Genomic DNA, 12,030 nt, shown 5'->3' with positions numbered 1-12,030 from the left:
ATGTTTCACGTGAAACATAAAACGTGCAGAAAGGATAAGGATGAGAATTAATGGGTAGAGTAATTGCAATATCAAATCAAAAGGGTGGTGTTGGTAAAACAACCACTTCGATCAATTTATCAGCCTGTCTTGCGGAAAAAGGAAAGAAAGTTCTGGTAATCGATATTGATCCACAGGGAAATACAACAAGTGGATTGGGTCTTGATAAGGATTCTTTAAAGGCAACAGTGTATGATCTTATGATTAATTATGCACCAATATGGGATTGTATTAGTCCATCAGTAGTGGATAATGTGTCTGTAATTCCATCAGATCGCGATCTTGCCGGAGCGGAGATTGAACTAGTTGGAATCAAGGAACGAGAGTATATTTTGAAAAAAGAAGTAGACAAAGTAAAGGATGATTACGATTTTGTGATTATTGATTGCCCACCTTCTCTTAGTATGTTGACTATCAATGCAATGACCACAGCAGATACTGTTCTTGTTCCGATTCAGTGTGAGTATTATGCACTGGAAGGACTGAGTGAGTTGATACATACAATTAATCTGGTAAAGAATCGTTTGAATGAAAACCTCGAGATTGAGGGTGTAGTTTTCACAATGTATGATGGAAGAACATGTCTTTCCATGGAGGTTGTTGAAAATGTAAAAGAAAATCTCAAGCAAAATGTTTATAAGACGATTATTCCAAGAAATGTCAGACTTGCGGAAGCACCAAGTCATGGCTTGCCAATTAATATGTATGAACCAAAATCAGCAGGTGCGGTAAGTTATCGAAACCTGGCAAAGGAAGTAATTGATCGTTATAAATAAGGAACGAAGATAAATAATATTTTATTAAGTCAGAAAAGGGGATAAAAATGGCAGCAAGAAAGGGATTAGGAAAGGGTATCGATGCAATGATATCCGGAGATAATACGAAAACGAAACAGGTTGTAAAGGAAGTTGTCAAAGAGGTTGATACGATTGATATCAATAAGATTGAACCGAATAATAATCAGCCTCGAAAGAATTTTAATGAGGACAAGATTCATGAACTTGCAGAATCTATTAAACAGCATGGATTGATTGAACCATTGATCGTACAAAAAGGAAAGAAGGGGTTTTATACGATCATTGCCGGTGAAAGAAGATGGCGAGCTGCAAGGGAAGCAGGAGTAAAAGAAATTCCTGTTGTTGTAAAAGATTATTCGGATCAGCAGGTGATGGAAATTGCATTGATCGAAAATATACAGAGAGAAGATCTGAATGCCATTGAAGAAGCAGAAGCTTATGATCGTCTGATCAGGGATTTTAATTTGAAACAGGATGAGGTGGCGGAGCGAGTATCAAAGAGTCGTGTTGCAATTACTAATTCGCTTCGTCTTCTGAAACTGGATGAGAGAGTACGTGAGATGATTATCGAAGATAAAATCAAGAGTGGACATGCCAGAGCACTTCTTGGTGTATCCGATGGAGATGAGCAGTACAAGCTGGCAGTCATGATCTTCGACAATTCTATGAGTGTACGTGAAACAGAGAAGATGGTGAAAAAGTATCTTGCAGATAAGAAGAAGCCGGTCAAGGAAGTGAGAGAAAAGGACACACAGACAGAACTGATCTATAAAGATTATGAGGAAAAGTTAAAGTCTGTGATTGGTACAAAGGTTAACATCAATAATAAGGGAAAAGGCAAAGGAAAGATAGAAATTGAATATTTCTCTGCTGACGAATTTGACCGCATCATGACAATGATGATGGCAATGAAACAGTAAAATTTATTTTTGACACTAACGTCATTATATGCTACAAAATGAAATAATTATATAGCAAATATACAGAAAAGAGGATGAATCATGAAACTGTTTGAACAATTTGGGATTGATTTGGGCTATGTGGTGATCGGCATGGCTGCAGTTATTATCATTTTATTTATTCTGCTTCTGGTTACAATGATCAAGGATGCAAATACCAGAAAAAAATACAAGATTTTTATGGATGGAGAGAATGGAAAGAATCTGGAAAAGGCGATATTAGATAAGTTCGCTGCTATTGATGAACTTTCCGAGGATACAAAGAATATTCATGAGCAGCTGGAGAATATTGATTCGCGTCTGATAAAAGCATACCAAAAGGTTGGATTGGTGAAGTATGATGCATTTAAGGAGATAGGTGGAAAGCTCAGTTTTGTACTCGTACTGCTGACAGCAGATAACGATGGTTTCCTGATCAATTCCATGCATAGTACAAATGAGGGATGCTACACATATACGAAAGAAATAGTAAATGGAGAGGCATTTGTAATTTTGTCTGAGGAGGAACAACAGGCGCTGGAAGAGGCAAAGACAAACAGCAGTCCTTTGTTTAAAAAGAAAATATGATGTATGTATTTTTAATCATAGCAGGAATTATATTACAGATAGTTGGAGCAGATATTCTGGTAAAACAGGGTATCTGCTTTGCTAAAACAACGAAAAATTCGATGTTCAATACTGCAATACTGCTTGGAATCTCAGGAGCTGCAGGCTGGAATATTGTAAATGCAATTCTGTGCGGAGAGCAGCATCAGACACAGAATGTCATGACAACTTCTGTTATGGGAAGTCTGTTTATGATTCTTTTGATCTTGGGAGTTTGCGCAATGACGGGGAAGATGAAAATTCCGCGTGGAACGATGGAGAGAGAATTTTCTTATTTGATCATTGTTGCAATTGTTGTCTTATATTTGAGTGCAGATTATTTGTTTCATGGAAAACGTGCTGTACGGGTGGTAAGCAGGGTTGACGGAATTATACTAATTATATTTTTCATTTATTATATTTATATGACTGGTAAAATCACAAGGAAGATGGTCAAAGACAATGAAAATGTGAAAATAGAGTCTGCTTTGTTACTAAAATGTGGATGCAGTATCGTTGTGATCATATGTGGTTCCTTGTTATTATCTTGTGGATGGAATGGCATGAAAAATGTGATTTCTCTGCCGGTAAGTGAAGGTGTTGTGGATTATTCGGCTGCTATAATGATGGGGGTTTTGCCGGCATTGTGGATCAGTGTTTTTGCGTGGAAACAGGGAAAACAGGATTATGTCATTGGAAATGTGATTGGCTGCAGCATCGTTAATCTGACAATTGTGGTCGGTGCAGCGGCAGTGATCAGTCCGATCATGGTATCGGTTTCTGAAATTTATGATATGATTGCGTTGTGCTGCAGCGCAGTTTGTGTGTGGATATTTGCTTATAAGAATAATGAGCTGCAGCGCATACATGGGTGTGTGATGGCTACGATGTTTGTGGCGTATGTGGTGTATCGTATTCTATAAGAGAGAAGTATACGAATTTTAAATGTATTGCTTCATAACAAAATAATTCCCACAATCCTACAAACACTTTCAATCCTGCATATTTGCAGGATTGAAAGTGTTTCTTGTTATTAATCCTCGGCGATAGAACCATAATAAGACTTTAGGGCGTCCAGGCTGTTGGCAGAGGATCCCGTGTTATCAGCAGAAACAACGGGGAGAGGGGTGTCGCTGCTCATGGCAACGCCGCCGTTGAAATCCTCGTGGTAGTGCTTGACACTTTCGTTGATCGAAAGCATTTTCTCATCCAAAAAGGAGATGATATTGGCACATTCTTTTAATTCATCCTTAATACCGGCAGGAGCTTTTCCTTCAAATTTATAATAAATCTTATGCTCCAGGCTTGCCCAGAAATCCATTGCGATCGTACGAATCTGAATCTCAACCTTTGTGTCGATAACATCATTTGTCAGGAAAATCGGGATGGATACGATCATATGATAACTCATGTATCCGTTTGGCTTTGGATTTGCGATATAATCCTTTACACGGAGAACCGTAACGTCATCCTGATTGGAAATCGAAGAAGCAATCCGGTAAATATCAGACGTAAAAGAACAGATAATGCGGACACCGGCTACGTCATTCACATATTTGACGATGTTCTCCACAGTCAGTTCAAGACCTTTCTTGCGGATTTTGCGGGCAATGCTCTCCGGCGATTTGATGCGGGAGGTAATATGCTCAATCGGGTTATATTGGTGTGCCTGTTTGAACTCGTTGTTTAATATCTCAAGCTTTGTGTTGATCTCTCGAAGAACAGAGTCGTACAGGAGCAGTGCACGATTCCATTCGTCTTCTTCGTTATAATATAATGGTAATTGCATAAAATCACTCCAATTGTGAATTTACACGAATTTTCCTGTGTAAATTGTGAATTAATATCTTTTGAAACAACATACGACGTACAAATAATCTGGTATGCTGTTTCTAGTTAAATCCGTAGATCCGGTTGAAAATATGGTATCCGTGGATGATAATCTTCTGACCGGACTTGTGTTTCATCTGCATGACTTTGCCGAGACGTCTGCGATTGATAATATTATAAAGAATAATATTTTTATTATGCAGGTAATTCCAGAGATCGTCACGCTTCTGGAGACTTTCCGGTGATCCCTCATTGACCAGAAGTGCAGAGCTGACAATCAGCATCATCGCAAGATATTTGATCATATATTTGCGTAGTTTAAAATCCTTAATGTTCATCAGATCATAGGCGTCGATCATAAGCTTGTTGACTTTGATCTGCTGGTCGATACGCTTTGTCATAATGGCCTCATTGACAGACTGATCATCACGACCGATATAGTAACGGTACAGATCCACGTCCAGATAGTACATTTTCTTAACATATGGAAGCGGATTGTATGCATAAAGGTTATCCACATAAAATGTGTGTTCCGGCAGTCTTAAACCACAATCTCTGAGCAGCTTTGTGCGGTAAATGATCGAATGCATTAAAAGGTTCTGGCTGACTCTGAAATGTCTGAAATCCTTCCAGCTGATCACCTTATCCTTAGGAATAGCAATGTTGTAGGACATTACCTTATGCTTGTGAACACTTGGCTTCTCATAAACGTAATTGGAAATGACCATGTCAAGTCCGATGCCGTCTGTGATCATCTCGCGGAGAAGCTGTAAAACGCGCTGCAGACTATAGGCGTCAAGCCAGTCGTCACTGTCAAGCACCTTAAAGTAAACACCCTCGGCATTATCAATGCCGGTATTAACTGCAGAGCCGTGTCCTCCGTTTTCTTTGTGAATCGCGCGGACAATAGAGGGATATTTTTCCTCATATTGCTTGGCAATCTGTAATGTATTATCGGATGAACCATCATCGACAATAATAATCTCAATATCGTCTCCGCCAATCAGAGCGGAGTTGATCGCATGTTCCATATATTCCTGTGAATTGTAGCAGGGAATTGTAATTGTTAATAATTTCATAAAAATCCTTTCGTGGTTACATGACAATAAGTCATCTGCCCGGTCTTATCGTGTGGATATGTTACCTGTCATGCTTCCTTTACCTTGCATTATTATATACCGATTATTATAGTATAACCGATTCTCATTCTATTATAATATGAAAATGTGACAGTGAAAAGTGTTAAATCTTAAGATTTTATAATTATTATGGAAAGATTAAATTATTTTTCTTGCAACACATATGCACATTGTATAAACTGGAAATAGAGGAAAATGTGAATTTGAAATTTGTTTAAAAAGATATTTGTGAATAAAAGAAATGGGGGTTGATTATGGACAGAAATCAAATTATGGAGAAGGTAGATCATACACTTCTGGCGCAGACAGCAACATGGGAGGAGATTGAGCGAATATGCAGTCAGGCAATCAAATACAATACGGCTTCCGTGTGCATTCCACCGTCTTATGTGAAAAGAGCTGCCGACTATCTGAACGGAAAAATAAAAGTGTGCACGGTGATTGGATTTCCAAATGGTTATAATACGACAAAGGTGAAAATTGCTGAAACAGAGGATGCTCTTCAGAACGGTGCGGACGAGATTGATATGGTGATCAATCTCGGTGATGTGAAAAATAGTCAATTTCATAAGGTGAAGGATGAGATTAAAGCCTTGAAGCAAATTTGCGGGGATCATGTATTAAAGGTCATTATCGAAACCTGTCTGCTGACGCGGGAAGAAAAAATTAAAATGTGTCAGGTTGTATCAGAAAGTGGTGCTGATTTTATTAAAACATCTACCGGATTTTCTACAGCGGGAGCAACCTTTGAGGATATCAGGCTTTTCAAGGAGAATGTGGCACCTCATGTGAAGATTAAAGCAGCGGGAGGAATCAGTTCCTTTGACGATGCTGAAAAGTTTGTCGAGTTGGGAGCGGACCGGCTCGGAACAAGCCGTCTGGTCAAAATACTGGAGCAGGGATAAGAATATGAAAGGCATGGTGATTGATTATGGAAGAATTGATCGCAAAAGCAATTGATGCGAGAGAAAAGGCATATACACCATATTCGCATTTTAAAGTGGGGGTCTGTCTGAAAGCGAAAAACGGTGAAACATTTCAGGGGTGTAATATTGAAAATTCCAGTTATCCGGCGACAAATTGTGCGGAAAGAACGGCAATTTTTAAAGCGGTCTCGGAAGGGATAACAGATTTTTCATGCATTGTGATCGTTGGAGGACGGGAGAATGAAAAACCGGATTTCTGCCCGCCATGCGGTATATGCCGGCAGGTGATGGCTGAGTTTTGTGATCCGGAGACATTTCAGATCATACTGGCAAAATCAGAGAAGGAATACAAAACGTATCTGTTGAAGGAATTGCTGCCACTGAGCTTTGGCGGAGATTTGTTGTAAAATGTTGTTATCAGGAAGGATAGAAATGGGGAATGGCAATGAGAATGTATGATATTATTGACAAAAAGAAAAAAGGATCTGAACTTACTCCGGAAGAGATCACATATATGGTAGAAGGCTATGTGGCAGGAGAAATACCGGATTATCAGGTGTCTGCATTTTTGATGGCAGTGTATTATGAAGGTATGTCGGAAAAGGAACTGTCCGTTTTTACGGACAGTATGGCAAAGTCCGGTGATATGGTTGATCTGTCCCAAATTAAGGGCATTAAGGTAGACAAACACAGTACCGGCGGCGTCGGTGATAAGACAACGCTGGCAGTCGCACCGTTAGTTGCAGCATGTGGAGGAAGAGTTGCCAAAATGAGCGGACGCGGTCTTGGCTTCACCGGGGGAACGATTGATAAACTGGAATCTATCCCGGGTATGCAGACAGCAATTTCAGAGGAACGTTTCTTTGAAATTGTCAATGATATCGGGCTGAGCGTGATCGGTCAGTCTGCAGAAATTGCGCCGGCGGATAAAAAGCTTTATGCACTTCGTGATGTTACAGCGACTGTTGACAGTATTCCGCTGATTGCTGCTTCGATCATGAGTAAGAAGCTTGCCTCCGGCAGCGACAAGATTGTGCTGGATGTCACAGTCGGAAGCGGTGCTTTTATGAAAAATATTGACGATGCAATCTGTCTTGCACAGCGAATGGTGGAAATCGGCGAGAATGCAGGAAGGCAGACCGTTGCTATTCTTACTAATATGGATGTGCCTTTGGGCGAAGCTGTTGGAAATGACATCGAGGTGGTCGAGGCAATTGAAACCCTGCAGGGAAAAGGTCCGGAGGATTTTCGGCAGATCTGCGTGGAGTTTGCCGCATATATGCTGTATCTGGGTGAGATTGCCGATCTGGAGACGAGCCGTAAAATGGTTGAGGATGCCATTGATTACGGCAAGGGAATTGATAAGCTTGCCGCAATGGTAAAGGCACAGGGGGGCGATGAAAGTTATATTTATCATCCGGAGAAGTTTGAGAAAGCACCTTATCAGAAAGATTTCGTGATGAAAAAGTCCGCCTATATTAAGTCCATGGACACTGAAAAGTGCGGAAAAACATCAGTAGTTCTGGGTGCCGGACGTGAGACAAAGGAGAGCCGGATCGATTCGAAAGCCGGACTTCGTTTTTATCACAAGACCGGAGAATATGTAAAGCAGGGAGAGGTGCTTGCCCGCCTTTATGCTTCAGATGAAGAAAAGCTGAATCAGGCTGTGCAGTATCTTAAAACAGCGTATAAATACAGTGATACACCGGTAGAGCCAATGAAAGAGATTATTGCTTATGTCACAAAGGATGGTGTTTATAAGCAATAATGTGTGCAAAGGAAAAAGCGGAACTTTTTCGAATCTTTTGCCGAAATGTTGCAAATCTGTGATAATACTCCAATTTAAGATATTAGAGAATTTAATAAATAATGTTACAGGCAGGCAGCTTTTTACAAAGCTGTCTGTACTGTTTTTTGGACACACTTGTATTGGATATATTTAAAATCTGGAGATGATCCAGATCATATAAAGGTTCTGTCTGCGACAAATGGCGGTTGCCGGAAAGGTCCAGATAATCTAAGCTTGTCAGATTTGACAAGGCGGAAATATCACGGATATCATTGCAGGAAAGAACTGCTGTTGTGAGGGATGTACATGCGTTGATTCCGTTGATATCGGTAATTCGGTTTTCGTTGACATAGAGTTCCTGAAGATGGGGAAGCTCTGTGATATTATCGAGGGTGGAAAAGTGATTATTCCCGGCATACAGGCAGATGACATCGGCGGCATTGTCAATATTCTTCACAGCAGTTGAGAAGGAGTATAAATTATGATTCTGAATGTCAACTTCAACAGCTGCCGGAGACGAAGGCACGCTGGTAAAACGTTGTGCGGCGGAGATATGGTTTGTTGGTGCGGATGCGGAATACATATGATTATAGCGATGGATAACAACAATGAAGCATATGATGGACACCATCAGAAGAATACCAACTGCATAGTTTGCAATGTTGTGTCCGTTTTTTGGGATAGGTAATGTTTTGGTGTGAAAGAGTGGATGATTCTTGCGATGTAGAAGAAGAGATTCGTTTGATGGAATCTCATGTGAAGACAGCGTTGCAAAAACGTGCTTTAATTCATCCAGAGATGTGTAACGGTCTGACGGAGAGTCGCTTGTGCCCTTGGTGAGTATATCCTGGATTTCTTCGAAACAGAAATATTTTTGAAGTTTACAGAGTGCGAGGAGCAGGCTGCAGATCGAATACTGCATAGAGGTTTCAAACTGCTCTTGTCTGGTATCCTGTTTCCGGGAACGGATGGAAAAGGAACCGGGGGTGAATGTATCAGTAGACGAAGCAGCGGTTGACAATGAACGGGAGGATTTAATATCCATATACTCAGGGGCAATAAAAGGAGGTGTACCAAAAATTGGACTCTTCTCAAGCGGAAGATCTCCAAGACAGAAGCTTCCTTTGGCATTACGGTAAATGTTATTAGGGCTGATATCAGCTTCATAAATCCCATTGCGGGAGAGAATCTGAACGGCTTCGATCAGATTGATCCCAAGACAGAGGATGTCGTGAAAGGACATGCCGGAATGATAAAGGATATCCTTTAATGTCTCAACTGCCGGAAAGAAGATGTATTCTGTGTGCCGGATAGAAAGACGTGTTTTGGGCGTGATAAAGTATCTGTCCGTTAAATTGGACACTGCTTCAAACTTTCTTTTTGAAAAACATCTGGAGGAATAGACCTTCATAATGTAGTCGAGACGTGAGTTTATATTCTGGACACGGCAGACCGTGTAATCCTTGCTGAAATAAATAATGTCGGTAACATGCCATGTGTTTGACAATTCTTTTGGAAATAGAAAAGTTTCGTTTTTATTCATAAGAATTTACTCCTTTTATTCAGTTATTTTGATCGTACAGGAACAGGAAATTGTCCGGTTTTCTTTTGTACGGCAAGTGACGATTACCATGCCGGTACGGTTTGCTGTCAGTGTGATGTCAGAGCTGTTTTTCCGGCTTTTGACAGAGCTTTTTTTCAGAAAACCACTGGATGAGAATTCCCAGTTTAGGTGATAATTCTGTGATGTCACTGCGGTGGCGTGAAGAGAAAAAGCTTCGCCTTTTCTGACGTGCAAAAATGTGCTTGAAAGAGTTATTTTTGAAGTATTATCGGCAAAAGCTTTCGTGTTTTTTCTGCCGGCTTGAACCGAATTATTTGGGTTTCTGCCAGAAGAAGTCGTTTTCCTGCCGGGAGTGGCTGTTCTTCTGCCGGAAGAAGCCGTTTTCCTGCCGGGAGTGGCTGTTTTTCTGCCGGAAGACGGTGCGCTTTTACGTTGTGTCTGTGGCTTTGCAGTACCGGATGGCTTTGCAGTGCCAAGTGGTTTTGGTTTTTGAGGTGATCGTTTGTGCTTGATAATGGGTGACGGGGACGGCGCAGTCTTTGTATAAGAGTATGTGATTGTGTAACGCAGGGAATGCTTCTGATCGTTAAAAAGCCCCAGCAGATAGCGCCGGTATGCAGTGGTATCGTAGTGGATGGTTAGAAGATGTTCCTCAGGATCATAGGTATAATCGGAGGGAGGATACAAAAGCCCTTTTTGGTCGTATAGCTGAAATGAGAGGGAGATCCTCTGTGAAGAGCGGATCTTTATCGTCATTTCTCCCCTTGATGCAGGCGCAAAAAGGCAATAGTAATGAAAGCCTTCCGGAGCAGCCTTTGTTTGAAAAGATGTACCGCTTCGAAGGGTTTTGGCATGTTTAATGTCGGTATGTCCGGCAGATGCTGCCATGACCTGAATGGGTTCATTCTCAGAATAAGAATGCGTAAGATCAAACGGTATGTTATATGGAAACAGACCGCATATCATAATGATGCAAATAGAATACAGGAAGAAAAGATGTTTTTTCATAAAAATTCCTTTCTTCACCTCAAAACCAAATTCATTGTAACGAATTTTTTTGGAAAATGCTAGAGGTAATAGGTCACAAAAATTGCAGTAAAAAAGAGACAGATTTTACCAGAATCTGTCTCTCTGAAAAAAATATTTTTGGTAATATTGACGTTATTTGATGATATTTTTTAGGAAAGATGTCCCGTCTAACTGCTGTGGAACACCAAGATAATCACAGATGGTTGTGCCGATATCTGCAAAGGTCGGTCTTGTACCGAGGTTGGTACCTGCAAGGATCGGATCGCCTGCGATCACAAGAGGAGTGTACTCTCTGGAGTGATCAGTGGATGGAGTGCTTGGGTCGCATCCGTGGTCTGCTGTGATCATCAGGACATCCTGAGGTCTGAGCTTTGCCATGATTTCCGGAAGACGCTTGTCAAAGTAGGAGAGAGCAGCGGCGTATCCCGGAACATCGTTGCGGTGTCCGTACTTCATATCAAAATCGACCAGATTGACAAAACAGAGTCCGTGGAAATCCTGATCCATGTAAGTCAAAGTTTTGTTAATACCGTCCTCGTTGTCCTCGGTACGTGTCATCTGTGTGACTCCTTTTCCTGCGAAAATATCGTTGATCTTGCCGACGGCGAGAACGTCCTGACCGGCGTTTTTGATATCATCGAGCATCGTGTCTCTCGGTGGAGTAAGGGAGAAATCATGACGGCGGCTGGTGCGGGTGAAATGACCCGGTGTCCCAATAAACGGACGGGCGATCACACGCCCGACTGCGCATGAACCCTGACAGAGACGGCGCGCAATTTCACAGATGTGATACAGCTCTTTAATAGGAATTACATCCTCATGTGCTGCAATCTGCAATACACTGTCTGCGGAGGTATACACGATAAGACTGCCGGTCTCCATATGTTCTTTACCGTATTCTTCGATCACGACCGTACCGGAATAAGGCTTGTTGCAGATGACCTTTCTGCCGGTTTCTTTCTCGAGGGCATCGATCAGCTCCTGCGGAAATCCGTCAGGGAAAGTAGGCATTGCTTTTGGCGAAATAATGCCGGCAATCTCCCAGTGACCGATGGTTGTATCCTTGCCGCGGGATGCTTCCTGCATACGCATGACAGCACCGGCAGGCGTAATCTTTTTCTGCGCCCAGGCATGTCGTTTGTCGACACGGTTTCCCTCAATCTCAAAGAAACCAAGCTTCTGCATATGAGGCATATAGAAATGCTCATCGGTTGATGCTGCATAAACGGTGTGGCTGCCAACATCGCCGAAGTCGGCGGCATCGGGTGCTTCGCCAACGCCAACGCTGTCCAGTACGATCAGAAATACACGTTTTTCATTTTTCATATTGATCACCATACCTTTCTAAAAGACTGAAAAAATCACATAATTAA

Annotated in this window: 12 protein-coding genes; 7 read left to right on the top strand and 5 right to left on the bottom strand. The window is 41.5% G+C overall.

Going from position 1 to position 12,030, the window contains the following annotated elements; genetic code table 11:
* The first annotated feature begins 50 nt into the window (after nucleotides 1-50).
* From ACZLMD_RS02205 to ACZLMD_RS02190, 4 genes are all read left to right on the top strand, one after another.
* Nucleotides 51-815, top strand: coding sequence for a ParA family protein (locus ACZLMD_RS02205; protein WP_022305634.1), 765 nt, complete (start codon nucleotides 51-53; stop codon nucleotides 813-815).
* A gap of 47 nt (nucleotides 816-862) precedes the next feature.
* Nucleotides 863-1,756, top strand: a complete 894-nt coding sequence (locus ACZLMD_RS02200; protein WP_022305633.1) for a ParB/RepB/Spo0J family partition protein — start codon at nucleotides 863-865, stop codon at nucleotides 1,754-1,756.
* 81 nt (nucleotides 1,757-1,837) lie between these two features.
* Complete coding sequence (locus ACZLMD_RS02195) at nucleotides 1,838-2,362, top strand: DUF4446 family protein (protein WP_022305632.1); 525 nt, start codon at nucleotides 1,838-1,840, stop codon at nucleotides 2,360-2,362.
* Nucleotides 2,362-3,303 carry a sodium:calcium antiporter gene (locus ACZLMD_RS02190; RefSeq protein WP_484107341.1) on the top strand — a complete coding sequence of 314 codons (942 nt, stop codon included), beginning with the start codon at nucleotides 2,362-2,364 and terminating at the stop codon, nucleotides 3,301-3,303. The genes ACZLMD_RS02195 and ACZLMD_RS02190 overlap by 1 nt, the downstream gene beginning before the upstream one ends.
* A gap of 110 nt (nucleotides 3,304-3,413) precedes the next feature.
* Here the strand turns inward: ACZLMD_RS02190 and ACZLMD_RS02185 are convergent, their stop codons facing one another.
* Nucleotides 3,414-4,169, bottom strand: coding sequence for a GTP pyrophosphokinase (locus tag ACZLMD_RS02185; RefSeq protein ID WP_118559536.1), 756 nt, complete (start codon nucleotides 4,167-4,169; stop codon nucleotides 3,414-3,416).
* A gap of 103 nt (nucleotides 4,170-4,272) precedes the next feature.
* Nucleotides 4,273-5,289, bottom strand: a complete 1,017-nt coding sequence (locus ACZLMD_RS02180; protein ID WP_118559537.1) for a glycosyltransferase family 2 protein — start codon at nucleotides 5,287-5,289, stop codon at nucleotides 4,273-4,275.
* Between the two features lie 314 nt (nucleotides 5,290-5,603).
* Between ACZLMD_RS02180 and deoC the strand changes: the two genes are divergently transcribed.
* From deoC to ACZLMD_RS02165, 3 genes are read left to right on the top strand one after another with little or no spacing between them, the layout of a single operon-like run.
* Complete coding sequence (gene deoC / locus ACZLMD_RS02175; RefSeq protein WP_022305628.1) at nucleotides 5,604-6,254, top strand: deoxyribose-phosphate aldolase; 651 nt, start codon at nucleotides 5,604-5,606, stop codon at nucleotides 6,252-6,254.
* A gap of 26 nt (nucleotides 6,255-6,280) precedes the next feature.
* Nucleotides 6,281-6,682 carry a cytidine deaminase gene (gene cdd / locus ACZLMD_RS02170; protein ID WP_489495051.1) on the top strand — a complete coding sequence of 134 codons (402 nt, stop codon included), beginning with the start codon at nucleotides 6,281-6,283 and terminating at the stop codon, nucleotides 6,680-6,682.
* A gap of 38 nt (nucleotides 6,683-6,720) precedes the next feature.
* Entirely contained in the window at nucleotides 6,721-8,043 is a 1,323-nt protein-coding gene (locus tag ACZLMD_RS02165) for a thymidine phosphorylase (RefSeq protein ID WP_489495052.1), read from the top strand.
* 91 nt (nucleotides 8,044-8,134) lie between these two features.
* Here the strand turns inward: ACZLMD_RS02165 and ACZLMD_RS02160 are convergent, their stop codons facing one another.
* From ACZLMD_RS02160 to ACZLMD_RS02150, 3 genes are all read right to left on the bottom strand, one after another.
* Complete coding sequence (locus tag ACZLMD_RS02160) at nucleotides 8,135-9,607, bottom strand: leucine-rich repeat domain-containing protein (RefSeq protein WP_489495050.1); 1,473 nt, start codon at nucleotides 9,605-9,607, stop codon at nucleotides 8,135-8,137.
* Between the two features lie 15 nt (nucleotides 9,608-9,622).
* On the bottom strand, nucleotides 9,623-10,636 hold the full coding sequence (locus tag ACZLMD_RS02155; RefSeq protein ID WP_489495049.1) for a hypothetical protein: 1,014 nt from the start codon (nucleotides 10,634-10,636) through the stop codon (nucleotides 9,623-9,625).
* A gap of 153 nt (nucleotides 10,637-10,789) precedes the next feature.
* Nucleotides 10,790-11,983: a phosphopentomutase gene (locus ACZLMD_RS02150; protein ID WP_118559609.1), complete on the bottom strand. Its 1,194-nt coding sequence runs from the start codon at nucleotides 11,981-11,983 to the stop codon at nucleotides 10,790-10,792.
* Nucleotides 11,984-12,030: the final 47 nt, after the last annotated feature.

The organism is Jutongia sp., assembly GCF_057878315.1.
The sequence above is the reverse complement of the archived record's forward strand: the minus strand, read 5'-3'. Positions and strand labels throughout refer to the sequence as shown.

Bases quoted from the DNA above. Each gene is read 5' to 3' on its own strand.
- ACZLMD_RS02160 (WP_489495050.1), bottom strand. From the start codon at position 9,607: ATGAATAAAAACGAAACTTTTCTATTTCCAAAAGAATTGTCAAACACA.
- ACZLMD_RS02180 (WP_118559537.1), bottom strand. From the start codon at position 5,289: ATGAAATTATTAACAATTACAATTCCCTGCTACAATTCACAGGAATAT.
- ACZLMD_RS02205 (WP_022305634.1), top strand. From the start codon at position 51: ATGGGTAGAGTAATTGCAATATCAAATCAAAAGGGTGGTGTTGGTAAA.
- ACZLMD_RS02200 (WP_022305633.1), top strand. From the start codon at position 863: ATGGCAGCAAGAAAGGGATTAGGAAAGGGTATCGATGCAATGATATCC.
- ACZLMD_RS02150 (WP_118559609.1), bottom strand. From the start codon at position 11,983: ATGAAAAATGAAAAACGTGTATTTCTGATCGTACTGGACAGCGTTGGC.
- ACZLMD_RS02155 (WP_489495049.1), bottom strand. From the start codon at position 10,636: ATGAAAAAACATCTTTTCTTCCTGTATTCTATTTGCATCATTATGATA.
- deoC (WP_022305628.1), top strand. From the start codon at position 5,604: ATGGACAGAAATCAAATTATGGAGAAGGTAGATCATACACTTCTGGCG.
- ACZLMD_RS02165 (WP_489495052.1), top strand. From the start codon at position 6,721: ATGAGAATGTATGATATTATTGACAAAAAGAAAAAAGGATCTGAACTT.
- ACZLMD_RS02185 (WP_118559536.1), bottom strand. From the start codon at position 4,169: ATGCAATTACCATTATATTATAACGAAGAAGACGAATGGAATCGTGCA.
- ACZLMD_RS02190 (WP_484107341.1), top strand. From the start codon at position 2,362: ATGTATGTATTTTTAATCATAGCAGGAATTATATTACAGATAGTTGGA.
- ACZLMD_RS02195 (WP_022305632.1), top strand. From the start codon at position 1,838: ATGAAACTGTTTGAACAATTTGGGATTGATTTGGGCTATGTGGTGATC.
- cdd (WP_489495051.1), top strand. From the start codon at position 6,281: ATGGAAGAATTGATCGCAAAAGCAATTGATGCGAGAGAAAAGGCATAT.